Annotated in this window: 20 protein-coding genes; 11 read left to right on the forward strand and 9 right to left on the reverse strand. The window is 67.4% G+C overall.

The genetic code is table 11. The features are described 5' to 3' along the window. Nucleotides 1–45: 45 nt before the first annotated feature. The 3 genes from dcd to apbC form a co-directional block, all read right to left on the reverse strand. Nucleotides 46–615 carry a dCTP deaminase gene (dcd, locus tag M3I54_RS18085; protein WP_254338236.1) on the reverse strand — a complete coding sequence of 190 codons (570 nt, stop codon included), beginning with the start codon at nt 613–615 and terminating at the stop codon, nt 46–48. A 142-nt stretch (nt 616–757) separates the two neighbouring features. Next, the gene (locus M3I54_RS18090) at nt 758–1,312 is read right to left on the reverse strand and encodes a superoxide dismutase family protein (RefSeq protein ID WP_302059012.1); all 555 of its coding nucleotides are present in this window, start codon (nt 1,310–1,312) and stop codon (nt 758–760) included. A 149-nt stretch (nt 1,313–1,461) separates the two neighbouring features. Next, a complete protein-coding gene (apbC, locus tag M3I54_RS18095) occupies nt 1,462–2,550 on the reverse strand; it encodes an iron-sulfur cluster carrier protein ApbC (protein WP_254338238.1) in 1,089 nt (362 codons plus the stop codon). A 318-nt stretch (nt 2,551–2,868) separates the two neighbouring features. Between apbC and M3I54_RS18100 the strand changes: the two genes are divergently transcribed. Further along, nucleotides 2,869–3,522 (forward strand): OmpA family protein, encoded by a 654-nt coding sequence (locus tag M3I54_RS18100; protein WP_254338240.1) that lies wholly within the window; start codon nt 2,869–2,871, stop codon nt 3,520–3,522. A 463-nt stretch (nt 3,523–3,985) separates the two neighbouring features. Then, entirely contained in the window at nt 3,986–6,139 is a 2,154-nt protein-coding gene (gene metG / locus M3I54_RS18105; protein WP_254338242.1) for a methionine--tRNA ligase, read from the forward strand. A 119-nt stretch (nt 6,140–6,258) separates the two neighbouring features. Here metG and M3I54_RS18110 read toward each other — a convergent pair whose 3' ends face one another. Both M3I54_RS18110 and M3I54_RS18115 read right to left on the reverse strand, forming a co-directional pair. Further along, nucleotides 6,259–10,734 (reverse strand): translocation/assembly module TamB domain-containing protein, encoded by a 4,476-nt coding sequence (locus M3I54_RS18110; RefSeq protein WP_254338244.1) that lies wholly within the window; start codon nt 10,732–10,734, stop codon nt 6,259–6,261. Between the two features lie 61 nt (nt 10,735–10,795). Further along, on the reverse strand, nt 10,796–12,553 hold the full coding sequence (locus M3I54_RS18115; RefSeq protein WP_375542163.1) for an autotransporter assembly complex family protein: 1,758 nt from the start codon (nt 12,551–12,553) through the stop codon (nt 10,796–10,798). A 395-nt stretch (nt 12,554–12,948) separates the two neighbouring features. On the opposite strand from M3I54_RS18115, the gene M3I54_RS18120 reads away from it, so the two are divergent. From M3I54_RS18120 to panD, 4 genes are all read left to right on the forward strand, one after another. Beyond that, entirely contained in the window at nt 12,949–13,134 is a 186-nt protein-coding gene (locus M3I54_RS18120; protein WP_069265440.1) for a DUF3460 family protein, read from the forward strand. Further along, complete coding sequence (locus M3I54_RS18125; protein WP_254338247.1) at nt 13,134–14,048, forward strand: ScpA family protein; 915 nt, start codon at nt 13,134–13,136, stop codon at nt 14,046–14,048. The genes M3I54_RS18120 and M3I54_RS18125 overlap by 1 nt, the downstream gene beginning before the upstream one ends. A gap of 302 nt (nt 14,049–14,350) precedes the next feature. Then, a complete protein-coding gene (panC, locus tag M3I54_RS18130) occupies nt 14,351–15,193 on the forward strand; it encodes a pantoate--beta-alanine ligase (RefSeq protein ID WP_254338249.1) in 843 nt (280 codons plus the stop codon). A 99-nt stretch (nt 15,194–15,292) separates the two neighbouring features. Continuing rightward, nucleotides 15,293–15,679, forward strand: coding sequence for an aspartate 1-decarboxylase (gene panD / locus M3I54_RS18135; protein WP_028207747.1), 387 nt, complete (start codon nt 15,293–15,295; stop codon nt 15,677–15,679). Nucleotides 15,680–15,734: 55 nt separating this feature from the next. Here the strand turns inward: panD and M3I54_RS18140 are convergent, their stop codons facing one another. Further along, nucleotides 15,735–16,361 carry a ParA family protein gene (locus tag M3I54_RS18140; protein WP_254338251.1) on the reverse strand — a complete coding sequence of 209 codons (627 nt, stop codon included), beginning with the start codon at nt 16,359–16,361 and terminating at the stop codon, nt 15,735–15,737. A gap of 209 nt (nt 16,362–16,570) precedes the next feature. On the opposite strand from M3I54_RS18140, the gene M3I54_RS18145 reads away from it, so the two are divergent. Beyond that, nucleotides 16,571–16,990 (forward strand): PaaI family thioesterase, encoded by a 420-nt coding sequence (locus tag M3I54_RS18145; protein ID WP_254338253.1) that lies wholly within the window; start codon nt 16,571–16,573, stop codon nt 16,988–16,990. 17 nt (nt 16,991–17,007) lie between these two features. Here M3I54_RS18145 and M3I54_RS18150 read toward each other — a convergent pair whose 3' ends face one another. Next, nucleotides 17,008–18,549 carry a cobyric acid synthase gene (locus M3I54_RS18150; protein WP_254338255.1) on the reverse strand — a complete coding sequence of 514 codons (1,542 nt, stop codon included), beginning with the start codon at nt 18,547–18,549 and terminating at the stop codon, nt 17,008–17,010. Between the two features lie 103 nt (nt 18,550–18,652). Here M3I54_RS18150 and cobU point away from each other — a divergent pair, with 103 nt between their 5' ends. Genes cobU through M3I54_RS18170 form a run of 4 tightly spaced genes read left to right on the forward strand, consistent with a single transcriptional unit; the run spans nt 18,653 to nt 22,068 of the window. Beyond that, complete coding sequence (gene cobU, locus M3I54_RS18155; protein WP_254338257.1) at nt 18,653–19,207, forward strand: bifunctional adenosylcobinamide kinase/adenosylcobinamide-phosphate guanylyltransferase; 555 nt, start codon at nt 18,653–18,655, stop codon at nt 19,205–19,207. Next, on the forward strand, nt 19,207–20,142 hold the full coding sequence (gene cbiB, locus M3I54_RS18160) for an adenosylcobinamide-phosphate synthase CbiB (protein ID WP_254338394.1): 936 nt from the start codon (nt 19,207–19,209) through the stop codon (nt 20,140–20,142). The genes cobU and cbiB overlap by 1 nt, the downstream gene beginning before the upstream one ends. Continuing rightward, entirely contained in the window at nt 20,135–21,160 is a 1,026-nt protein-coding gene (cobD, locus tag M3I54_RS18165; protein ID WP_254338259.1) for a threonine-phosphate decarboxylase CobD, read from the forward strand. The genes cbiB and cobD overlap by 8 nt, the downstream gene beginning before the upstream one ends. Continuing rightward, the gene (locus M3I54_RS18170) at nt 21,160–22,068 is read left to right on the forward strand and encodes a cobalamin-binding protein (protein ID WP_254338260.1); all 909 of its coding nucleotides are present in this window, start codon (nt 21,160–21,162) and stop codon (nt 22,066–22,068) included. Before cobD ends, M3I54_RS18170 begins: the two co-directional genes overlap by 1 nt. A gap of 21 nt (nt 22,069–22,089) precedes the next feature. On the opposite strand, the gene cobC is transcribed toward M3I54_RS18170, so the two are convergent. Both cobC and M3I54_RS18180 read right to left on the reverse strand, forming a co-directional pair. Then, nucleotides 22,090–22,677, reverse strand: coding sequence for an alpha-ribazole phosphatase (cobC, locus tag M3I54_RS18175; protein ID WP_254338262.1), 588 nt, complete (start codon nt 22,675–22,677; stop codon nt 22,090–22,092). Further along, on the reverse strand, nt 22,662–23,438 hold the full coding sequence (locus M3I54_RS18180) for an adenosylcobinamide-GDP ribazoletransferase (protein ID WP_254338397.1): 777 nt from the start codon (nt 23,436–23,438) through the stop codon (nt 22,662–22,664). Before M3I54_RS18180 ends, cobC begins: the two co-directional genes overlap by 16 nt. Between the last annotated feature and the right edge of the window lie 6 nt (nt 23,439–23,444).

The raw sequence follows: 23,444 nt of genomic DNA on the forward strand, positions 1-23,444 counted from the left end.
CGCGCAGCGGTCCCCGTATGTCGTTGTGTCCGGTGGTTGTGTGCGTCAGGTCTTCGGCAGGGTGACGCCATGCTGGCCTTGATACTTGCCGCCGCGATCCGCGTAAGAGACCTCGCAGATCTCATCGCTTTCGAAGAACAGCACTTGAGCCACCCCCTCGTTCGCGTAGATTTTCGCAGGCAAAGGTGTCGTATTTGAGAATTCGAGCGTGACGTACCCTTCCCACTCAGGCTCGAACGGCGTGACGTTCACGATGATCCCGCAGCGCGCATAGGTGGACTTGCCCAGACACACGGTCAGGACGTTGCGCGGAATGCGGAAATACTCGACCGTGCGCGCGAGCGCGAACGAATTGGGCGGGATGATGCAGACGTCGCCCTTGAAGTCCACGAACGACTTTTCGTCGAAGTTCTTCGGATCGACGATGGTCGAGTTGATATTCGTGAAGATCTTGAATTCGTCAGCGCAGCGGATGTCGTAGCCGTAGCTCGAGGTGCCGTAGCTCACGATCTTGCGGCCGTCTTCCGACATACGGACCTGATCGCGCACGAACGGCTCGATCATCTTCTGCGCTTCGGCCATGCGCCGGATCCACTTGTCAGACTTGATTGCCATGTTCGCTACTTAACGAGAAATCGGGTCGGGAAAGCATGCGGACGGACCCACCGGGCGCGCGCCGCGTGCGAAAGGCGCCTATTTTACGCGATGTGGATCGGCATGCCTGGAACTGCGTTTCGCGCCAGCGCAAACGCCACACTCACTGGGCGCGGATCAGCCCGCAGGCGAGCGCCGGGCCCGTGCCGCGCTGCGGGTACGCATAGGGGTCGATGGCGTCCCGATGCACGATCACCGCGCGTTGCAGCACGGAGCGCACGCCGTCGAGCGAGACGTCGGGTGCGACGATAAAGCCCGTCGCCACGCCATTCGAATCCGCATGGATATTGCCGAGGTCGCCTTCCACGCGTGCGCCGGGCTTCAGGCGCTCCGCGGCGGGCGCGAACACGGCGCCGGCGCTCGAGGCGTCGGTGGCGTTGCAGTCGCCGCGCTCGTGCACCTGCAATGCGTGGTCGCTGTCGGGCTGCAGGCCTGCGAGGTTGTAGCTCACCTGCACGCCGTCCGAGTGTTCGACGAACGAGACCGTGCCGCGCACCTGGCTGCCGACGGTGGGCTGCAACTGTGCGACCGCGCGCTTGTCCTGCTGCCCCATGAAGCTCGTGCAGCCCGCAAGCAGCGCGCAGCCGCACAGCGCGACGAGGGCGATCATCCGAACGACGTGCGCATTCCCCGCTTGCCTGTCGTGTCCTTTTTCCATGCGATCCTCTTGCCGGGCGGCGGCAGCCCCGTTGCTGCCGCCATACCGGACCCGATGAAGCCCACATGATACCGCGCACGCGGCGCGCCGCGCGCCTATCTGTCCCCATACGCGGGGCGCCGCACAAGCGCCGCGGTCCGCAACGGACCTCAGGTGTTCTGCACGACGATGGTCGGGAACTTCGAGGTCATGTCGCGGGCGCGCTCGGCGATCTGGATCGCCACGCGGCGTGCAATGGCGCGATAGATTTCCGCCACCGGCCCCTGCGGCGCGGCCGCCACGGTGGGGTTGCCCGAATCGGCCTGCTCGCGAATGGCGATGTCGAGCGGCAGACTGCCGAGCACTTCGACGCCGTATTCCTTCGCCATGCGCTCGCCGCCGCCCGAGCCGAAAATATGCTCGGCGTGGCCGCAGTTCGAGCAGATGTGCACGGCCATGTTCTCGACGATGCCGAGAATCGGAATACCCACTTTCTCGAACATCTTGAGGCCCTTCTTTGCGTCGAGCAGCGCGATGTCCTGCGGCGTCGTGACGATCACGGCACCCGTCACAGGCACGCGCTGCGAGAGCGTGAGCTGGATGTCGCCGGTGCCCGGCGGCATGTCGACCACGAGATAGTCGAGTTCGCGCCAGTTCGTCTGACGCAGCAACTGCTCGAGCGCGGAAGTCGCCATCGGACCGCGCCAGACCATCGGGTTGTCCTGCTCGATCAGAAAACCGATCGAGTTGGCCTGCACGCCGTGACCTTCGAGCGGATTCATCGACTGGCCATCGGGCGACTCGGGGCGGCCCTCGATGCCGAGCATCATCGGGAGCGAAGGGCCGTAGATGTCCGCGTCGAGCACGCCGACCGAAGCGCCTTCGGCCGCCAGCGCGAGCGCGAGATTCACGGCGGTCGTGCTCTTGCCCACGCCGCCCTTGCCCGAGGCCACGGCGACGATATTCTTCACGTTGGGCAGCAGCTTCACGCCGCGTTGCACCGTATGCGCGGCAATCTCGCTTCTAACCGCGACGCGACTCGCTTTCACGCCCGGCACGGCGGCGAACGCCGCCTCGACCTGCGCGCGCACGGCGTCGAACTGGCTCTTCGCCGGATAGCCGAGCACGATCTCGACGCACACCGTGTCGCCTTCGACGGTGACGTTGCGCACGCCCTTGGCCACCGTATAGGGATGGCCCGTGTTCGGATCCGTCAAGGCCGCGAGCGCGGCGTCGACCAAAGCCCGATCTATGCTCATTGAAACTCCGTGGGGAGAATGCCGGTCTGCGTTAGCGTCTATCCGAGTGAGGACTGATCGCCTACGCGCCGGAAATCGAAAGAAATTGTTAAGCTGCATTGCGCAAATTTGCCCGACAGGGCACGCTTCGCGGCAGCATCGATTTTGTGTGCGGACCAGGTGGTCTCAAAGCCGCGACCCAGCGGCTTTCCGCCTGGCGGCGCAAACCTTAAGGCGTCATTGTAGTAGCTGCCGCCGCGCACCGTTCGAAGACCCTGTTCGCATGCGGGGCCGCGAACACCGCGGGCAGCGTCCGTTCCACTCAAGAAAGGAAAGCAAATGAACACAAGAATCCTGACTCGCCTGTCCGTCTTCGCCGTTGCCGGGGCGCTCGTCGCCGGCTGCGCGACGCAGCAGGGCACCAACACGGCTGTCGGCACGGGTGTCGGCGCAGGCACGGGCGCGGCGATCGGCGCCATCTTCGGCGGCGGCAAGGGCGCGGCAATCGGCGCAGGCGCGGGCGCACTGGTCGGCGGCATCACCGGCTACAACTGGCAGAACATCCACAACAAGCTCTCGGGCGCCACCAAGGGCACCGGCACGAAGATCACCGAGCAGCCGGACGGCTCGCTCAAGCTCGACATCCCGAGCAATGTGACGTTCGACACCAGCAGCTACGCGATCAAGCCGTCGTTCGCCCCGGTGCTCGACCAGGTCGCGCAGACGCTCCAGCAGAACCCGGAAGTGGTTGCGCAGGTGGTCGGCCATACGGATAACACGGGCTCCGCCGCGTACAACCAGACGCTGTCGGTCAACCGCGCCCAGAGCGTCGTGAACTACCTCGCGTCTCGCGGCATTCAGATGCAGCGCATGTCGGCAGACGGACGCGGCGATACGCAACCGATCGCCGACAACAACACCGAAGCGGGCCGCGCTGCTAACCGCCGCGTGGAAATGTACCTGCGCGCGACGTCGCAGCACCAGGGCGGCTAAGCCGGCCAGGCGCAGTCGCCGGAATGCAGTTGCCAGCGACTGCGCCGCAAAAGAGCGACACATCAGCGGGGCGGCAGTCATGCTGCCCCGTTTGCATTTCGAGCGGGCCGAAAGACGCGCTCCGAAATCCTTGCTGGACGGCCATCCGACCCCCGCTTCCACGCGCTGGAAGAGAATCGAAAAAATTTTCGAACTCTCGGGAAAGCGTGCTGTCTCTGTTTACGGTACGTGTGCGGCAGTGCCGCCGCGTCACCATTCTCCTCTTGTCGTTGTTGCTCCGGGGCCATTCTTGCCCCGGTTTTTTTTGGCCGCGATTTGTGCGACGCAGCATGACTGTTGCTTGCGCAGCCCGCGCTCCCTCCAGGCATTTCGCATACGAGCGTCCACCTGCCCGCCGAACGGTGGTGCGGCCGCCCTGCTAAAATCGCCCTTTCCCCCCGCAACATCGGACTTCCCCTCACTTATGTCAGCACCCGCCACCGACCTCGCTGCAGCCGGCGCGCATGCCAATCAAAGCGGCCGCCGCCAGATTCTCGTTACGTCTGCTCTGCCGTACGCCAACGGTCAGATCCACATCGGCCACCTGGTCGAGTACATCCAGACGGACATCTGGGTTCGCGCGCTGCGAATGCATGGCCACGAGGTCTACTACGTCGGTGCCGACGACACGCACGGCACGCCCGTCATGCTGCGCGCGGAGAAGGAAGGCCTCACACCGCAGCAGCTGATCGCGCGCGTGTGGCAGGAGCACAAGCGCGACTTCGACAGCTTCGGCGTGTCGTTCGACAACTATTACTCAACGGACTCCGAAGAGAACCGCGTGCTGTCCGAGTCGGTGTATCTGGCACTCAAGGAAGCGGGTTTCATCGAGACGCGCGACATCGAGCAGGCCTACGATCCGGTCAAGAACATGTTCCTGCCGGACCGCTTCATCAAGGGCGAGTGCCCGAAGTGCGGCGCGAAGGATCAGTACGGCGACAGCTGCGAAGTGTGCGGCTCGACCTACGCGCCGACTGACCTGAAGAATCCGTACTCGGTGGTCTCGGGCGCGACACCCATCCGCAAGACCTCGACGCACCACTTCTTCCGGCTCTCGGACCCGCGCTGCGAAGACTTCCTGCGCGGCTGGGTGAGCGGCCTGGCTCAACCGGAAGCGACCAACAAGATGCGCGAGTGGCTGGGCGACTCGGGCGAATCGAAGCTCGCCGACTGGGACATCTCGCGCGACGCACCCTACTTCGGCTTTGAGATTCCGGGTGCGCCCGGCAAGTACTTCTACGTGTGGCTCGACGCGCCGGTCGGCTACTACGCGAGCTTCAAGAACCTGTGCGAGAAGCGCGGCATCGATTTCGAGGCATGGGTGAAGGCCGGCTCGAAGACGGAGCAGTACCACTTCATCGGCAAGGACATCCTGTATTTCCATACGCTGTTCTGGCCGGCCATGCTGCAGTTCTCGGGCCACCGCACGCCGACCAACGTATTCGCGCACGGCTTCCTGACCGTGGACGGCGCGAAAATGTCGAAGTCGCGCGGCACGTTCATCACGGCGGAAAGCTATGTGACCACGGGCCTGAACCCCGAGTGGCTGCGCTACTACTTCGCCGCGAAGCTCAACAGCACGATGGAAGACCTCGACCTGAACCTCGAAGACTTCCAGGCGCGCGTGAACAGCGACCTCGTCGGCAAGTACATCAACATCGCGAGCCGCGCAGCGGGCTTCCTGATCAAGCGCTTCGAAGGCCGCGTGCAAGATAGCGCGATGCATCATCCGTTGCTCGAGCAACTGCGCACCGCCATTGGGCAAATCGCTGCGCACTACGAAGCACGCGAATACAGCCGCGCGCTGCGCCAGACGATGGAGCTTGCCGACGCCGTGAACGGTTACGTCGATACGGCCAAGCCGTGGGAACAGGCCAAGGATCCGGCCAACCCGGTAGCGCTGCACGAAACCTGCAGCGTGAGCCTCGAAGCGTTCCGCCTGCTTTCGCTCGCCTTGAAGCCGGTGCTGCCGCAACTCGCTGAAGGCGTGGAGCAGTTCCTCGCCATCGAGCCGCTCACGTGGGCCGATGCAGGCAAGGCGCTCTCGTCGCAACAGCCGATCAACGCGTACAAGCACCTGATGACGCGCGTCGATCCGAAGCAGATCGAAGCGCTGCTCGCCGCCAACCGCGATTCGCTGCAGGCGACCGAAGCGCCCGCCGCCGCGACTGCGGATGCAAACAAGAAGTCGAAGGCCGCGAAGGAAGCGAAGAAACCTGCCGCCGATGAAACGCCGGAAGTCATCTCCATCGACGACTTCGCGAAGATCGACTTGCGCGTGGCGCTGATCGTCGACTGCAACATCGTCGAAGGTTCGGACAAGCTGCTGCAACTCACGCTCGACGTGGGCGAGGAAAAAACGCGCAACGTGTTCTCGGGTATCCGTTCGGCCTACAAGCCGGAAGACCTCAAGGGCAAACTGACGGTGATGGTTGCGAACCTCGCACCGCGCAAGATGAAGTTCGGCATGTCCGAAGGCATGGTGCTCGCGGCCTCAGCCGCCGACGAGAAGGCCGAACCGGGTCTGTACATTCTCGAACCGCATAGCGGTGCGAAGCCGGGCATGCGGGTCAGGTAAAGCCCTCTCGCTGATGTCGTGCGAAACGCCCCTTGCGAGGGGCATTTTTTGCGCCTTGCTTTTCGAGGAAAGTGGCCCCGCGCTACCTGCATTCATACCTGCAAGCGCATTCTGATTCTCTAGCGGCGAAGCCGATCGAAACGCCGCGTATAGAGAATATCGGCGCCGTTGAAGGTGCCGCCGTACACCACCAGCGACCAGTAACGCGAGAGGTTGATCGTCGCCTTCACCGCGTTCGACGCCGACTGCAGGCCCTGTTCGTAGCCGATCACGAGACGCTGGTTGATGGCCTTCGCGATCATCACGACCTCGGTGTCGGTCAGGCCCACCTCGCTGCGCCCGATGGAAAATTCGTCGAGGCCGATGCTCTGCGCAATGCGCTTGCCTTGCGCGCTGCCGAGCAGGGCGAGCGCCGTCGTCATCGCGCTCTGCTGGCCGAGGTTGTTGCCCTGGTCGGTGCCGTGCCCGAACAGCAGCCAGGAGAGCTTTTCGTTATCGGGCACGTTGGGCTCGGAAACGAGACGCACCGCCGGCGCCTGCACGGTGCCGGTGACCTGCACGCCCGCCTCGACCTGCTGGTTGCGCCGCATGGCGAGAATATTGATGCCCGGATTGCCCACCGGCCCGTTGAACGTGAAGAAGCCGTTTTCGATATTGAGCTTGGTGCCGAACGCCGTGTACGTGGAGCCTTCGGTCACGCGCACGTTGCCGACCGCGCGCAGCGGTACGTCCGGCGCGCTATTGACCGAGATCATGCCCGCCAGGCCCAGATCCGCGCCCTGCCCGCGGAAGCGGAAGTCGTGACCAAGATCGATGTCGACGTTTGCGCGCGGCGCGAAGCGCGGCGCGGGCCGGGTCGACGCCGTTTCTTCGATGGGCGGCCTGCCGCCTACCGTCGTGCCGTCGGGGCGCACGATCACGACGTCGTCGCCGAGCGAAGGTGCAGGTAACTCGGGCATGTCGAAGAGCGCGTGATCGACAGTGAACTTGCCGTCGATTTGCATGCCGCCCAGATGCCCGCCGTTGGCGATGCTCGCGCTGCCGGAAAGCGACAGCTTGCGGTCGGGCGAAGCGAAAAGCTCGAGCTTGTCCGCGACGATGCTCGCGGTGAGATCGGGCTCGGCGTTGTCAAGGCGCACCTGGCCCTTGGCGCGCAGCGTGCCGCTCGTCGCGCCGTGGAACTCCACCTGCTGGAAGTCGACGAGGTTATGCGAGAGCGCGATGCGGATCACGCCGTCCTTCAACTCCACGCCCTGATCGACCATGGTGGCCGAGATGCCGTCGCCGACCAGCGAGCCCGTGAGATTCGGCTTCCCGACGGTGCCGCCGAGCGCGAGTTGCAGCGCGAGATGGCCATCGAGCAGGTAAGTCGGGCCTAGCATGCCGCCCGTGGTCCTGAGCGACGGCACGTTCGCATTGACGGTGCCGCCGATCGGCGCCTCGTCCGCGACGGTGAGGATGCCGTCGCGCGGCACGAGCGTGGTGTAGGCATCGATGTCGAGTATGCCCACGCGGCTCGCCTGCGCATGCGCCGTGAGCGCGAGGCGGTTGCCGCCGCTGAAGGCTGCGCGCACGTTGAGGTCGCCCACGCCGAGCGACGCAAAGCCGCGGCCAACCTCGGTCGTGACGTCGCCCGAGCGGCGCTTGATCTGCACATAGCCGGTGGCCGTCGGGCCGACGGAGAAGTCCCAGTCACCGTCGAAGATCAGGTCGGTCCTGAGCGTGGACGGCACGCCCGTGAACTGCTGACGGATTTGCATGATGCGCGCAAGCGACACGTTGGTCAGCGTGCCCGCCGAGCGGATGCGGCCATGGTCGAGATCGAACGATTTCAGGTCGAGCGACGCGCCTTCCCCCGTAATACGCGTCGCGCCAAGCGTCACCTTGCCGGGGCCCGCGCTCACCGTCAGCGGCGACTGCAGTTTCACACCGGGCACGCCGCGGTTCTCGAGTTGCGTAACCGCGCCGTTCCAGCGCGTGCCTTCGCGCGTGTCCTGGAGGCCGCCGTTCGCCGCCACCACGAAGTCGATCGGCTGGCCCTGCACCTTGCCCTTCGCGCTCGCGGCGAGCGTGTGCTTCGCGCGCGTACCGTCAAGGCGCGCGGTGAGCGTCGTGATATCGACGCCCGCCACCGCAATGTCGCTCGCGTCGGTGCTGAAGGCGAGCGCGCCGTTCGCGCCGTCGCGCGCGAGCGCCCGGCCCTCGGCATGGCCGACGCGGTTATCGCCGAACACCACGTGGTCGGCCTTGTAGTCGAGCGAAACGTCGGGATGCGCGAACGTGCCGGTCACGTCGCCGTTCGCCGCGAGCTGGCCCGCTATGCCAAAGCCGAGCCGGTCGAGCTGCGGCGCGTCCACGCGAAAGCGCAGGCGGTCGCCACGCGCGCCGAAGCTGCCTTGCAGATCCACGGTATTGCCCGCAATCGAGAGGTTCGCGCGGCTTGGCAGAATACGCGCGCCCGCCAGCTGGACGAGGCCCTGGCCCGTGAGCGGCAGGTCGTCGTAGACGCTCGGGCCGAGCTTGAACTCGGCCCGCGTCGTGAAGGTGGGCGCGAGCGTGCCGCTCGCATTGAGCGTGCCGTTCACGCGCGCCTCGATGCGCCGGCCTGCGGGACGCGTGGCAGGTCGCGGCTTTGCTTCGGGCTCGGCCGCCCGGCCCTGCCCGGTCTGTTTCGCGTTCTCCACGCGCTGTTGTTCGGCGGCCTGCTCGCCCGATTGAGCGGGATTGAGCGACGGGTTCAGCGCCGGATTGAGCGCGAGATTGCGTTTCGGGTTGAGCGCGTCGGCGGCGGGTTGGGGCGCGGGCCGCGGCCGGGCGGCCGGCCCTGGCGACTTCGCGGCCGTGCGCGCCGGTGTTTGCGACGTGAGCGACAGCGGATCGAAATTGGTCAGCACCGCCTTGAGTTGATACGTGGAGCTGGCGTCGTGTTTGAGCGCGCCCGACAGGTCGATGCGCCCCGCACCCGAAGTCAGTCGCACGTCGTTGAGCGACAGGCGCGCGGGGTCCTGCGTGATCTTGCCCTGCACGCGCAGCGCCGCCCTGGGATCGGCAAGATCGAGCGTGACGCTCTGCACGTCGCCGTTCAGCCGCACGCCGACCGGCCCCGCGAATTGCGTGGCGCGCACGCTCGACTGGATCGCGTTGAGGTCGAGCCCGGCCACCTTCAGGTCGAAGCGTCCGTCGCGCCCGCTGATCGTGCCGCCGCCGGTGATCGTCGCGTTCTTCACGAGACGCACGGCGAGCTTCGGGATGCGCTGCGTCTTCGCATCGAGCACGACGTCGGCGTGGGCGTCGATGAGCGGCAGCAGCTTTTCGTCGATGGCGCCCGGCTTCGCGTTGACGATCGAGACCGCGCCCGCCACGGTGAAGCCAGCCGCATTGCTGCGCGCGCGAGCCGCGGCGGCCGCGGCCGATGCTGCGGAGGCAGCCGCGGCATCGGGCTTCGCGCCGCCCGCAGGCGCCGATGCCAACGCCGGCACGGAAGCCGGCGTCACTTCCGACACCGCCGCTGCCCCCGAAGCCGCCGCCGCGAGCGCCGCCGGCACGCCCGCTGCGCCGCCAGGCACCGGCTGCAACTGCGCACGCACCGCGAGATCGGCGAACGGCGCGCCCGGCGCGAACGCCTGCGGATTGACATGATCGAACGCGAGCGTGGCGCGCTGCAGAGGCACGGAAGCGAACGGCGCGGCCTCCACATGCGCGCGGCCGGTGAGCTTCATGCCGCTTGCCTCGATTTCGGCCGTGAGCGCCTCGAGCGAGCCGGCGAGGTTTGCGCTGACCCGCACGTCTTCGCCGTTCACCTTGCCGGAGTAGCCCAGGTCGCCCGTGAGCGCGAACGGCCGCACGCCATCGAGCTTCGCCTCCGCGCTCACTGCGCCAAAGGGCGTGTCGAGACGCTCGATAGCGGCCTCGTGATGGCGGCCGTCGCTGCGTCCGTGGAACTGGAACCGCGAGAACTCGTTGGTCGAGGTGCCTTCGTGCACCGTGAGCTTGTCCACCTGCAGGTCACGGATTTCGAGCCCGAGCGGCAGTTGCAGGTTTTCCGGCAGCTTCATGGGCGAGGAAGGCTCGTGCGACGGCACGATGCGCATCTCGATGTCGCCAGCATGCAGATAGTCCACCACGAAGCGCCAGGGTTTCTGGCCGAAACCCTGCAGTTCCCATTGGCCGCCAATGCGGTCGACCTTGAGCGTGGTGCCGTCCGTGCCGCGCCAACTCACGTTGGAAAAGCGCACGCCGCTCGCGAGCGTGCCGCCTTCGAGCCTGCCCGCGAGCTTGCCGTCGAGCAGCTTGACCGCCGCGCGCCACGCGTAGGCCGTGCCGCGCTCGGTGGTCAGCACGCCATAGAGCAAGCCGGCGACGAGCCCGACGAGCAGCACCGGCACGACGATCGCCCAGGCAAGCGCCTTCCAGAGCCGTGGGCCACGGCGCGGCGGCGGCGCGCCGCCGTCTCCGCTAGCACCACCTTCGCCGCCACCACCATGGCCGCCGCGTCCACCGTGCGCTTCATCGTCCGGGCTGCGGCCAGACTCCCCCGGCGGCACCGCGAACGCGGCCGGCAGCCATGCCACTGCAGAGAGACGACGCGCGCTCATGCGCCCCCCTCGCCGTGCGGCGCAGGAGGCGTTGCGAAGCGGAGCAGCGAGCGCGTCATCATCAGAAGGCGATCCCGAGTGTCAGATAAGGCCGCACGCTGTGAGTGCGAAAACCATAGGCGAGATCGAGGTTGACCGGCCCGACGGGGCTGCGCCAGCGCGCGCCGATACCCGCGCCCGGATCGAACTCCTTTTCGCCCCAGGTGTCGGTGGCGGTGCCGACGTCGAAGAACACCGCGCCGCCCCAGTCGTGGCTGAACCAGTGCTGGTACTCGGCTGACCCGGTGACGAGATACTTGGTCGGCAGGATCGAGCCCGACTGGTCGTTACCGATGCTCTGGAACGAGTAGCCGCGCACCGAGTTCGAACCGCCCGCGCGGAACAGCAGCGACGCGGGGATGCCGCTCGACGGGCCGCTCGTAAACACGCCGCCCAGCTCCGCGCGGAACACCATGATGTCGCTGTGGCCGATCGGCAGGTATTGCTGGCCGCGCATGTAGGCGCGCAAGAAGCTTTGCTCGGTGCCTACGTTCTTGAGCGCGAGGCCCGCCTCCATGCGAATGATGTTGCCCGAGCGCGGAAAGAGCGGGTCGTCGACGTTGCGGCGCGTCCAGCCCCAGGTCGGCACGAGCGCATGGGCCCGCGAGGACGGCCCCACGTTCTGCGTGAGGCGGTCGTCGTAGAACATCAGCGCGTACGCGTAGTCGATGTTCTGCGAGGTGCGCGTGCGCTGCACTCCTACGCGCGCGCTATAGATGTTCGTGTCCGAGACGTCGGTCGTCGTGTAGGAAGCGACGAGGCTGTTGGTCCAGGCGCGCGGGCCGGGCGGCATCGACAGCTGGACCTGACCGAACTTCTGGATCTGGTCGAGCCGCCCCTGCACCTGGAACGGCCACGCCGCCCCGAACGTGTTCAGGTAGGTGTAGGAGCCCTGGACGTGTGCGCCGGTGTCGGTCGAATAACCCACGCCGCCGCGGAAGTTGTTGTACGGGAACTCGCTCACCTTCACGTGCACGGGCGTATCGAGCGGCTTTTGCGTGTTGGCGTCGACGTCGATCGCCACACTCGCGTAGTACGGCGTGTTCTGCACCTGGCGCTGCAGTTCGGCCACGCGGTTCAGGTCGTAGATTTCGCCCGGCGAAAGCGGATTCACGTTGTCGATGATGTAGCCCGGATACCGCCGCGGGCCCGAAACATCGAGCTTGCCCAGCGTGAAGGTCGGCCCGCTGTCGAACGTTACGGAAAGTTGCGCGTCATGCCTGAGCGGATCGACTCGCGCCTCCGAATACACGATCTTGGCGCCGAGGTAGCGGCGCGCCTGCAGTGCCTTGAGCGAAGCGTACTTGGCGTCGTCCCAACCCGACTGCGTGAAGGCGTCGCCGTCGTGCAACGAGAACGCGAAGCGCGCGGTGTTCTCCTGCGCCGGGTCTTCCGTGAGCACCGGGCCGCGAAAAACCAGCTTCACCGACGAAATCGTCGTGCGCGGCCCCGGGTCGACGCTCACCCGCACGTGCCGCCTGCCGTCGAACATACGCACGTCGGTGCGCACGACCGGCGTGAAATAGCCCGCCGTCGAGGCGAGGTCGCGCACCTGCTGCGGCGTCGCGGTCACGAGGAACTCGAACTGGTCCTCGTTCACGTCGGCGCGCGTGGCAAAGCGCGCAATGTCGAGGTGCGTCTCGAGCAGCTTGCGCAGGTCGCGCGGGGTGGCCTGGATATCGACGTCGTAGTAGGTGCGCGGGCGCATCCACGGCAGGAGGGTGGTCAGGATGTCGGCCCGGGCGGGCGTCGCCACGGCGGAGAACACGGCGAGGCACATGATCAGGCACGCGGCGAGCCGTGGCCGCGCCGCCCGCGAGGGGCGCCGCCGTGCGCACAATGCTTCGATCACCCATCCCGCCAAACGCCACCTCCGGCCGTCGTAGAACTGGTTGCCACCAGTTGCGCCGCTCGCGCGCAGGGCACGGGAAGCGGCAACGGGCGCAAACGCGTTATTTCACCACATCGGCGCGTCAAAACCCCAGGAGGAGGCGCAAAGCGTGCCACAACGCCGGCGCAGCCCGATGCATGGCGCGCGGGGCGGCCCGAGGGATGGCTAACGCGCGCTGCGCCCGGGCGGATGTTCCGCGGCGTTGGCTTGCGGTAAAATTGCCGCCGACAGAATTAGCGGCGCGGCGCAATCAGGCGCCCCGCCTTACTGGACGGACGTCAGCCATGTATCAGTCGGACATCACGCAGTTCATCAACCAGCTCAAGCAGCAAAAGCCGCAGCTCGAAGAACAGCAACGCAAGGGCCGCGCGCTCCTGTGGGACAAGCAGCCGATCGACCTCGACGAGCGCGAGCGCCAGCAGGCTTCGCGCGTGAAGCAAACGTCTTACGTCTACTACCAGAACTTCTGATGGCCGAGGCCGACGGGGCCGGCGCGCCGCCAGCGGGCGAGCACGCGGCCAGTCACGCGGGCCACGCTCCCGGGCAAACGCCCGGTGAGGCGCTGACCACGCCCGCCACCGACTCGACGCCCGACACGGTCGACGGCGTCGCGTTCGCGCGCCTTTACGGCGAGCCGCTCTTCAAGCTCCCGCAGGACCTCTACATCCCGCCGGACGCGCTCGAAGTCTTCCTCGAGACCTTCGAAGGCCCGCTCGACCTGCTGCTGTACCTCATCCGCAAGCAGAACTTCAACGTCCTGGACATCCCGATGGCGGATGTCACGGCCCAGTACCTCGGCTATGTCGAGCAACTGCGCAAGACCAACCTCGAACTCGCGGCCGAATATCTGCTGATGGCGGCCATGCTCATCGAGATCAAGTCGCGCATGCTGCTGCCTGTGAAGAAGGCCGATACCGGCGAGGAAGCCGAGGATCCGCGCGCCGAACTCGTGCGCCGCCTGCTCGAATACGAGCAGATGAAGCTCGCCTCCCAGCGCCTGGACCAGTTGCCGCAGCTCGGCCGCGATTTCCTGCGCGCCGAGGTCTTTATCGAACAGAGCATCACGCCGCGCTTTCCCGATGTGGACAGCAACGACCTGCGAGCCGCGTGGGCCGACGTCATCAAGCGCGCGAAGCTCGTCCAGCATCACAAGATCTCGCGCGAGGAGCTTTCGGTGCGCGAGCACATGAGCATCATCCTGCGCCGGCTCCAGGGCGAGCGCTTCATGGAGTTTTCCGAGCTTTTCGACACCACGCGGGGCGTGCCCGTCGTGATCGTGAACTTCATCGCGATGCTGGAGCTTTCGCGCGAATCGCTCATCGAGATCACCCAGCCCGAGCCGTTCGCGCCGATTTACGTGCGGCTCGCGTATTTGCCCGCCTGATCCTTGCCGGGCCCGCGCGGCGAGTCAATAAATAGGACCGCATCGTGCAGGACCCTCTGCCGGGCCGCACAGCGGAACGCCAGGATAACCCCCTACCCGAGGCGGGTGCGCCGCATTCACAAATCCACTACAATCGCCCGCGCCTGCCCGGTCTCGTCCCATATACGGGGCACACGAAACACTTGCCGCGCGACTCGCGCGGACCGGGCGCGCGACGTCCGCTCGCGACCCTTCGACCGGGTCTCTGGCTTGCGGCCGTGCAACCCAAGTCTTGCCCCGCGCGAGGCATAAAGCATCCGATCATGAAAGTCATTAGCTCGATTCAGGAATTGCGCGACCAGATGCGCGGCCAAAACCGCACCGCGTTCGTGCCGACCATGGGCAACCTGCACGAAGGCCATCTCTCGCTGATGCGCCTCGCGCGCCAGCACGGCGACCCGGTCGTGGCTAGCATCTTCGTCAACCGGCTGCAGTTCGGCCCGAACGAGGACTTCGACAAGTATCCGCGCACGCTTCAGGACGACATCGAGAAGCTGCAGAAGGAAAACGTCTACGTGCTGTTCGCGCCCACCGAGCGCGACATGTATCCGCAGCCGCAGGAATACCGTGTGCGCCCGCCGCACGACCTGGGCGACATTCTGGAAGGCGAATTCCGCCCCGGCTTCTTCGAGGGCGTGTGCACGGTCGTCATGAAGCTGATGTCGTGCGTGCAGCCGCGCGTGGCGGTGTTCGGCAAGAAGGACTACCAGCAGCTCATGATCGTGCGCGCGATGTGCAACCAGTTCGCGCTGCCCACCGAAGTGATCGCCGCCGAAACGGTGCGCGACGCCGACGGCCTCGCGCTCAGCTCGCGCAACCGCTACCTGAGCGAAGCCGAGCGCGCCGAGGCGCCGCAACTGGCGGGCGTGCTGCGCGCGATCCGCGAGTCGGTGCTGTCGGGCCGCCGCGACTTCCAGCAGCTCGAACTCGACGCCATGGCGACGCTCGCCGCGCGAGGCTGGAAGCCCGACTACATTGCGATCCGCCAGCGCGCGAACCTGCTGCCGCCGGCCCCCGGCGTAGCGGGCGACGGGGATTCGCCGCTCGTCGTGCTGGCTGCCGCCAAGCTCGGCGCGACGCGCCTGATCGACAATCTCGAGATCTGACGGCCGCGGGCGGCTGCGCCGTCCCGCTTTCACCCGATTCACCCCAGATTCCGCTTACCCGCAGCGTGCCGCGCGCCCGCTCGCCTGAGGAGACCCTCCATGCAACGCCATATGCTCAAGTCGAAGATCCACCGCGTCGCGGTCACGCACTGCGAGCTGCACTACGAAGGCTCGTGCGCCATCGACGAAAACCTGCTCGAAGCGGCGAACATCGTCGAAAACGAGCGCATCGACATCTGGAACATCAACAATGGCGAGCGCTTCACGACCTACGCGATCAAGGGCGAGCGCGGCAGCGGCATGATCTCGCTGAACGGCTCGGCCGCGCGCCGCGCGCAACTGGGCGACCTCGTGATCATCGCGGCCTTCGCGAACGTGGAAGAGGAAGAGCTCAAGGCCGGCTGGAAGCCGGACCTCGTGTTCGTGGACGAGAACAACCGCATCAAGGGCAGCCGCGACCACGTGCCCACGCAAAGCTGGAGCTAAAACGCGAGTCTGGCCGGCGCGGCTTATCGGGCCCCGCCCCGCCGTACCTGCGCGCTTACTTGCCGTCGACCCAGCCGAGAATCGACTGCCACTGGTCGAGGTCCTTCTCGACCCGGCTCTTCGCGACGTCCCACAGCGTGAGGCCGTGCGCGGCGAGCTGCACGTAGTTCTGCGTGTCGCGCAGATAGCCGAGCACCGGCAGTTCAAGGCCCTCCACGAAGCGCTGCAACTGCTCGGCCGAGCGCGTGCGCGCATCCACCCGCATGCCCACCACGCCCACCTGGATCGCGCCCTTGCGCACGGCCTTTTCCTTGGCGAGGCGGTTCAGGAAGTCCTGGGTGGCGAGAATGTCGAACATCGAAGGCTGCAGCGGCACGATCACCTTGTCCGCCAGCTCGATGATCGCCCCGAGCCGGTTGCCGTGCAGGCCAGCGGGCGTGTCGATGACTGCGTGCTCGAGTCCCTTGGGCGGCTTCGCCGGGTTGTCCAGATCGACTCGCCAGCTTTCGATGGCCGGCAGCGTCGCGGCCCGCAGATCGAGCCAGGCGTGCGAGGACTGCTGCCGGTCGAGGTCCGCGAGCGCCACCCACTCGCCTTGCGCTGCGAAGTAGCCAGCCAGATTGGTGGACAGCGTGCTCTTTCCCACGCCGCCCTTGGGATTCGCCACCACGATTACCGTCATGAATGCTCCCGTCAGGATGGCTGGCACATGGCCAGCCGGATTGCCGTGATTTTTGCCTGGTGCGTTGTTCGATACCTTGCGAGGCGACTTGCAGACGAGCCAGCGCCCCGAATCAACCGTCCGATATTATCGGCAAATTGCGCGCCGCCGAAGTCCTCCACGTGCGCGCACCCGCATTGTTCATATCAAATCAAGGAGACTGACCAACCATGAGCACGCTACGCCACGACATCACGATCGAATCCCTGCTCGAACGACAGCGCGGCCGCCTGCCCGATTTGCTGGGCTTCCGCCCGCTAGTCCTCGAGCAAGGCCTGCTTCGCGCCGAACTCGACGTGCGCAGCGACCTGCTCGCCCCCAATGGCTTCCTGCACGCCGCCACCGTCATCGGCCTTGCCGATACGGCCTGCGGCTACGCCTGCCTTGCGCACCTGCCGCCCAACGCGAAGAACTTCACGACCATCGAGATCAAGAGCAATCATCTCGGCACCGCGCGCGAAGGCACGATTTCGGCCGTGGCGACGGGCGTGCACCTCGGGCGCAGCACCCAGGTCTGGGACGCCACCGTGAGCGGCCCGGACGGCAAGACCATCGCGCTGTTCCGCTGTACGCAGATGGTGCTTTACTGAGCCGGTCAGCCGCGCTTTTAGCCGATTACGCCGAACACCTTCTCCAGATCGAGGCTCGCCGCGAGCGTGTCCGCCAGCCGCTCCAGCGACGCCTCGCGCAACGCCGGATAGTCCACCGCGCGCGCCTGCGCGAGCCCGGCCCAGCGTACTAGCGCCGCGCACGCCTGCGGCGTGTCGAAGAGGCCGTGCACGTAGGTCGCGAGAATCTGGCCATCCGCCGAGCGCGCGCCATCCGGGCGCGTCGCCCCTTCCTGAGCGCCATCGCGCGCTGCTGCGAGCCACAGCGCGGGCAATTCGAGCGCGCGCCCGCGCGTCTCGCCCATATGAATTTCGTAGCCCGCCACGCGCGCCGGGCCTGCGTCGGTGTCCGCGCCTTCCAGCGCGAGCGCGCCCGTCACGTTCTTCAGTGTCTTTTCGCGCGTGAGCACGGTCTCGTAGTCGAGCCAGCCTAAGCCCTCGACCGCGCCGGGCTCGCCCTCCACGCCATGCGGATCGGCAATCGCGCGCCCGAGCATCTGCATGCCGCCGCAAATGCCGATCACACGCCCGCCATACCGCAGATGCCGCGCGAGCGCCGTCTCCCAGCCCTGGGCGCGCAGCCACGCGAGGTCGTCGCGCACGTTCTTCGAGCCCGGCAGGATCACGAGATCGGCGGCGGGTGGCGCCTCGCCCGTGCGCACATAGCTGAAATCGACCTGCGGATGGGCGCGTAGCGCGTCGAAGTCGGTGTGGTTGCTGATGTGTGGCAGCGCCGGCACGACCACGCGCAGCGTCTCGCCCTCGGCCTGTGCGGCGCTATGGGCCGCGCCGGGCAGCATGTCCTCGGCGTCGAGCGTGAGTCCGTGCAGATACGGCACGACGCCCAGCACCGGCTTGCCCGTCTGCTGCTCGAGCCAGGCGAGGCCGGGTTCCAGCAGCGTGCGGTCGCCGCGAAAGCGGTTGATGACGAAACCTTTGACGCGCGCGCGCTCGCTCTCCGAGAGACAGGCCAGCGTGCCGATCAGATGCGCGAACACGCCGCCCCGGTCGATGTCGGCCACGAGCACAACCGGGCAATCGACCGCCTCGGCAAAACCCATGTTCGCGATGTCGTTGGCGCGCAGGTTGACTTCGGCGGGGCTGCCCGCGCCTTCCACGAACACCGTGTCGTAGCGCGCCCGCAGACGCGCATAGGACTCCAGCACGGCCTCGCGCGCGAGCGGCTTGTAGTCCTGGTACGCGCGCGCGTTGAGGTTCATGCGCGCCTTGCCGTGGATGATGACCTGCGAGCCGAGGTCGCTATTGGGTTTGAGCAATACCGGATTGAGGTCGGTGTGCGCTTCGATGCCGGCGGCGACAGCCTGCAGCGCCTGGGCGCGGCCAATCTCGCCGCCATCCACGGTCACGGCGCTGTTGAGCGCCATGTTCTGCGGCTTGAACGGCGCGACACGCGCACCTGCGCGACGCGCGAGTCGGCACAGGCCGGCGACGAGCGTGCTCTTGCCGGCATCGGAAGTCGTGCCCTGGATCATCAGCGTGCCAGTGGGTACGCGGGGCACGGCGGGTAGCGTGGCGGTCATGAAGCGCTTGGGTGGGCTGCGAGGGCGAACGCGCATTATCCCATCGCTGCACCGCCCAATGCAGGACAACGGCGGGCCTGACCGCAGCCGTTACAATCACGCGATGAATTCGCGCGATCTCACCTTCATCGTCGGCGGCGCGCGCTCGGGCAAGAGCGCGCACGCCGAACGCCTCGCCGCCGGGAGCGGCCTGCCGGTCACCTATATCGCCACCGCGCGCGTGACCGGCGACACCGAGTTCACTGAGCGCATCGGCCACCATCGCGCGCGCCGGCCCGCGCATTGGGCGCTCGCCGAGGCGCCGCTCGATCTCGCGGGCGCACTCGACGCAGCAGCGGCGCCCGGCCAGTGCGTGCTGATCGACTGTCTCACGCTGTGGCTCGCAAACCTGCTTTGCCCCGCCGACTCCGATGCGCCACTGCCCGACTGGCGCGAGCGCCTCGACGCCTTCGCCGCCGCCTGCGAGCGCGCACAAGGCACGGTGCTCGTGGTGAGCAACGAGATCGGCATGGGCGTCGTGCCGATGGGCGCAGCCACGCGCCTTTACGTGGACGAACTCGGCCGCCTCAATCAGCGCATCGCGGCGCTCGCCGACCGCGCCACGCTCGTCGTCGCGGGCCTGCCACTGGTACTCAAGGCGCCGCGCGAGACCTCATGATGCTCTCGCTACCCGTTACCGCCGCGCTCGCCGTGGCCGGCGTCGCCGTGGACCGCTGGCTCGGCGAGCCGCGCCGCGCACACCCGCTCGTCGCCTTCGGCCAGTACGCGAACCGCATCGAAGCGCGCCTGAACACGGGTCGCCGCGGCCGTCCGCTCGGCCTGCTCGCATGGCTCGCCGTCGTTGCGCCGCCCGTCATCGTCGCCGCGCTGCTGTGCGCGCTGCTGCCCTGGCCGCTCGCCTGGGCGTTGCACGTCGCGCTGCTGTGGTTCGCGCTCGGCGCGCGCAGTCTTACCGAGCACATCGCGCCGATCGGGGCCGCTTTGGCACGGCGCGATCTCGCAGCCGCGCGCGAGCTGACCGGCCGCATCGTCTCGCGCGACACAGCAGGAGCAGACGCCACCGCGCTCTCGCGCGCTGCCGTCGAATCGGCGCTCGAAAACGGCAACGACGCGATCTTCGGCGCGCTGTTCTGGTTCGCGATCGCGGGCGGCCCGGGCGCCCTCGCGTTCCGTCTCGCCAACACGCTCGATGCCATGTGGGGCTACCGCACGCCGCGCTTCCTGCGCTTCGGCTGGGCGGCCGCCCGCATCGACGACGTACTCAACTGGATTCCCGCGCGCCTCACGGCCGCGAGCTACGCGCTGCTCGGCGATACACGCATGGCGCTGCGCTGCTGGCGCGAACAGGCGCATCGCTGGGAGAGCCCGAACGCGGGCCCGGTGATGGCCTCCGGCGCGGGCAGCCTGAACGTGCTGCTGGGCGGCGCGGCCGTCTATCACGGCACGCTGGAGGAGCGCCCAACGCTCGGCGTGGGCTCACCGCCGCGCGCGCAGCACGTCGATGCGGCCTTGCGGCTCGTCGAACGCACCACCATCCTGTGGCTCGCGGCGCTGCTCGCACTGGCCTTCGTGAGCGTGGCGACCCATGTCTGAGCATCCAACCGCACTCGTCGCACACGGCGGCAATCTGCACGAAGCCGCGGAGCGTTACGGCATCGCCTGGGACGCCTGGATCGACCTCTCCACCGGCATCAATCCGCATGCCTACCCCGTGCCGCCGGTGCCGTCCACGGCATGGCGGCGCCTGCCCGACGACGGCGACGGCTTCGCCGCGCGCGCCGCACGCTACTACGGCGCGCCCGACGCCCGCCACGTCTTGCCGGTGGCGGGCAGTCAGGCCGCGATCCGCACGCTGCCGGCGTTGCTGCCGCGCGCGCGTGTCGCAATCGCACCGCTTACCTACGGCGAGTACGCACCGGCGTTCGCGCGCGCGGGCCATGAGATCGTGCCGCTCGACGTCACGCAGGACCCGCTGCCCGATACCGTCACGCATGCCGTCGTGGTGAATCCGAACAATCCGACGGCCACGCATCTTGCTGCCGCCCGCCTGCTGCATTGGCATGCGCAACTCGCGGGGCGCGGCGGCACGCTGATCGTCGACGAAGCCTTTGCCGATGCGTTCGGCCACGAGCAATCCGAAACGCTTGCGCACGCAACCAGCCGCGAAGGACTCGTCGTGCTGCGCTCGCCCGGCAAGTTCTTCGGGCTCGCGGGCGCGCGCTGCGGATTCGCGCTCGGCGCACCTGCTCTGCTAGCCGCATTGCGCGCGAGTCTGGGCGCGTGGACCGTGAGCGGGCCGGCGCGTCACGCCGTCACCCATGCGTTCGAAGACAGCGCATGGCAGAACGAAGCGCGCACTCGCCTCGCCGCCGAAAGCGCGAGCCTCGTCGCGCTATTGTGCGCTCACGGCTTCACGCCGCACGCCACGCCGCTCTTCGCGTGGATCACGGACCCGCGCGCGCCGGCGCTGCAGGACGCACTCGCGCGCCACGCAGTGTGGACGCGCCGCTTCGACGCGCCGGCCAGCCTGCGCTTTGGCCTGCCCGCGTCCGAAGGCGAATGGCAGCGCTTCGAAAACGCACTCGAGCAAGCCATGCGGGCGATCGGCTGATGCGCGCGGCCGCCATTGCGTTTGCGCTGCTGGTTGCGACGACCCTGCCGTGCGCCGCGAAGGCAACCGTCACCGCCATCGACGACGCGGGCAACACCGTCACCCTCCCCGCACCTGCGCAGCGTGTAGTGAGCCTCGCGCCCCACGTGACCGAGCTGCTCTACGCCGCGGGCGGTGGCGCGAAGGTGGTCGGCGCCGTGGCCTACAGCGACTACCCACCCGAAGCACAAAAGGTGCCGCACGTGGGCGACAATCGCGCGCTCGACCTCGAGCGCATCGCCGCACTCAAGCCCGACCTCATCGTGGTCTGGCGTCACGGCAACGCGCAGCAACAACTCGATCGTCTGCGCGCGCTGCACATCCCCCTCTTTTTCAGCGAACCGCACAAGCTCGACGATGTCGCGACCTCGCTCACGCGCCTCGGCGTGCTGCTCGGCACCGGGGAAACCGCGCAAGCCGCCGCGACTGCTTACCGCCGCGACATCGCGCAGCTGCGCGCACGCTATGCGCAGCGCGCACCCGTGAGCGTTTTCTACGAAGTCTGGGATCAGCCGCTGATGACCCTCAACGGCTCGCACATGATCAACGACGTGATCGCGCTCTGCGGCGGCCGTAACGTGTTCGCGGCGCTCGAACCGCTGGTGCCGACGGTTTCCACGGAAGCCGTCCTCGCCGCCAATCCCGAAGCGATCGTCACCGCGTCACAAGGCGCGACTTCGCCGGATCGCCCGCTGCCGAGCCTCGAGCGCTGGCGCGCCTGGCCCGCGCTAGCCGCCGTCGCGCGCGGCAATCTCTTCGCCATCGACGGCGATCTGCTTACGCGCCCCGCGCCGCGCATCGCCGAGGGCGCGGCGCAGCTGTGCGAGGATCTCGACCTCGCCCGCTCACGCAACGCCGCGGCGCATTGATTCGATATCCGCAGCGACTTGCTAGGCGTTCCAGCGCGCAAGCAGCCACAGTGCGCTTGACGAGTCGTAACGCAAATGCACAATGGCGCCCATCTCCAGCGGCCATCGCACGCAACGCGCGAGCGGCATGCCGAGCGCGCGCGCCGTGACGGTGCGAATCACGCCCGCATGCGTGACGGCCCAAACGGTAGACTTCTCGTGGCCGTCGAGCGTGTCGAACCACCCGCTCACGCGCGTATCGAACTGGGCAACGCTCTCGCCACCATGCTCACGTGCGTGCTCGAAATTCGCAGCCCATGCGTCGATCTGCGCGCGCTCGATCGTGTCCCAGCGCTGCATCTCCCACGCACCGAAGTCCATCTCCGCGAGGCACGCTTCGGCTTGCGGCGTGTGGCCGCGCAGACGGCCAAGTGCCGCCGCCACGCTCGCGCAGCGCGTGAGCGGGCTCGTTTCAATACGATGCGGTTCGCGCACACCGAGGGCCGCAATGCGCCCGGCGAGCGATGCGGCCTGCTGCGTCGCGTCGCCCGCGAGCGGCACGTCGCTCGCGCCGTAGCACACGCCCGCATCCACCGCCACGGCGGGATGGCGGATCAGAACGAGATCCACGCGAGCCCCACGAGGTAGATGGCGATCTCGAACACCTGTTGCGCGAAGCCGAGACAATCGCCCGTATAGCCGCCGATGCGGCGCACGAAGTAACGCCCCAGCGCATAGCGCAACACGGCGAGCACGACGAGCGTCGCGACGCCCGCGCGCCAGTCGGGCGCGCCGGACCACACCGGCCAGAACAGCCACGGCAAGCCGAACACGCACGCGCATAGCCACGCGGGCACGCTCATGCGCTGCGCGACGGGCTTGGCCTTGCCCTCGGGACGCACATACTCGAGCGAGACGAGATAGCTGATCGCGCACGCGCGGCTCGCCGCGTGGCCGGCGATCATCAGCATCGCGGCGCGCGCCGGCGGCAGCGCCGCGAGCGTCTGCCACTTGAGCGCGAGCGCCACTACAAGCCCGATCGCACCGAACGCGCCGATGCGCGAATCGTGCATGATGCGCAGCACGTCCTCACGGGCGTACGCGCCGCCGAATGCGTCAAGGCAGTCGGCGAGACCGTCTTCGTGGAAGCCGCCCGTCGCGAGGAGCGTGACAACCATCGAAAGCAGCACGGCCACGCTCGCCGGAAACACGCGCAACGCGGCGAGATAGACGAGCGCCGCGAGCGCGCCGATCAACGCGCCGACGAGCGGAAAGTAGCGCGCCGCCGCATTGAGCCACGCGGGCTCGAAGCCCACCCAGCGCGGCACCGGCACGCGCGTGAAATAGCCCAGCGCCGTGAAGAAATAACGCAGCTCCGCGAGCGGCTTCATCGCGCG

Source organism: Paraburkholderia sp. CNPSo 3274, assembly GCF_024206475.1.
GTDB lineage: Bacteria > Pseudomonadota > Gammaproteobacteria > Burkholderiales > Burkholderiaceae > Paraburkholderia.

What these genes read in the sequence shown, in the direction of transcription:
- M3I54_RS18100 (WP_254338240.1), top strand. Translation starts at nt 2,869, where the DNA reads ATGAACACAAGAATCCTGACTCGCCTGTCCGTCTTCGCCGTTGCCGGG.
- metG (WP_254338242.1), top strand. Translation starts at nt 3,986, where the DNA reads ATGTCAGCACCCGCCACCGACCTCGCTGCAGCCGGCGCGCATGCCAAT.
- cobU (WP_254338257.1), top strand. Translation starts at nt 18,653, where the DNA reads ATGAATTCGCGCGATCTCACCTTCATCGTCGGCGGCGCGCGCTCGGGC.
- apbC (WP_254338238.1), bottom strand. Translation starts at nt 2,550, where the DNA reads ATGAGCATAGATCGGGCTTTGGTCGACGCCGCGCTCGCGGCCTTGACG.
- panC (WP_254338249.1), top strand. Translation starts at nt 14,351, where the DNA reads ATGAAAGTCATTAGCTCGATTCAGGAATTGCGCGACCAGATGCGCGGC.
- M3I54_RS18110 (WP_254338244.1), bottom strand. Translation starts at nt 10,734, where the DNA reads ATGAGCGCGCGTCGTCTCTCTGCAGTGGCATGGCTGCCGGCCGCGTTC.
- M3I54_RS18145 (WP_254338253.1), top strand. Translation starts at nt 16,571, where the DNA reads ATGAGCACGCTACGCCACGACATCACGATCGAATCCCTGCTCGAACGA.
- panD (WP_028207747.1), top strand. Translation starts at nt 15,293, where the DNA reads ATGCAACGCCATATGCTCAAGTCGAAGATCCACCGCGTCGCGGTCACG.
- M3I54_RS18090 (WP_302059012.1), bottom strand. Translation starts at nt 1,312, where the DNA reads ATGGAAAAAGGACACGACAGGCAAGCGGGGAATGCGCACGTCGTTCGG.
- cobD (WP_254338259.1), top strand. Translation starts at nt 20,135, where the DNA reads ATGTCTGAGCATCCAACCGCACTCGTCGCACACGGCGGCAATCTGCAC.
- M3I54_RS18140 (WP_254338251.1), bottom strand. Translation starts at nt 16,361, where the DNA reads ATGACGGTAATCGTGGTGGCGAATCCCAAGGGCGGCGTGGGAAAGAGC.
- M3I54_RS18115 (WP_375542163.1), bottom strand. Translation starts at nt 12,553, where the DNA reads ATGTGCCTCGCCGTGTTCTCCGCCGTGGCGACGCCCGCCCGGGCCGAC.
- M3I54_RS18170 (WP_254338260.1), top strand. Translation starts at nt 21,160, where the DNA reads ATGCGCGCGGCCGCCATTGCGTTTGCGCTGCTGGTTGCGACGACCCTG.
- M3I54_RS18180 (WP_254338397.1), bottom strand. Translation starts at nt 23,438, where the DNA reads ATGAAGCCGCTCGCGGAGCTGCGTTATTTCTTCACGGCGCTGGGCTAT.
- M3I54_RS18125 (WP_254338247.1), top strand. Translation starts at nt 13,134, where the DNA reads ATGGCCGAGGCCGACGGGGCCGGCGCGCCGCCAGCGGGCGAGCACGCG.
- M3I54_RS18120 (WP_069265440.1), top strand. Translation starts at nt 12,949, where the DNA reads ATGTATCAGTCGGACATCACGCAGTTCATCAACCAGCTCAAGCAGCAA.
- cbiB (WP_254338394.1), top strand. Translation starts at nt 19,207, where the DNA reads ATGCTCTCGCTACCCGTTACCGCCGCGCTCGCCGTGGCCGGCGTCGCC.
- M3I54_RS18150 (WP_254338255.1), bottom strand. Translation starts at nt 18,549, where the DNA reads ATGACCGCCACGCTACCCGCCGTGCCCCGCGTACCCACTGGCACGCTG.
- dcd (WP_254338236.1), bottom strand. Translation starts at nt 615, where the DNA reads ATGGCAATCAAGTCTGACAAGTGGATCCGGCGCATGGCCGAAGCGCAG.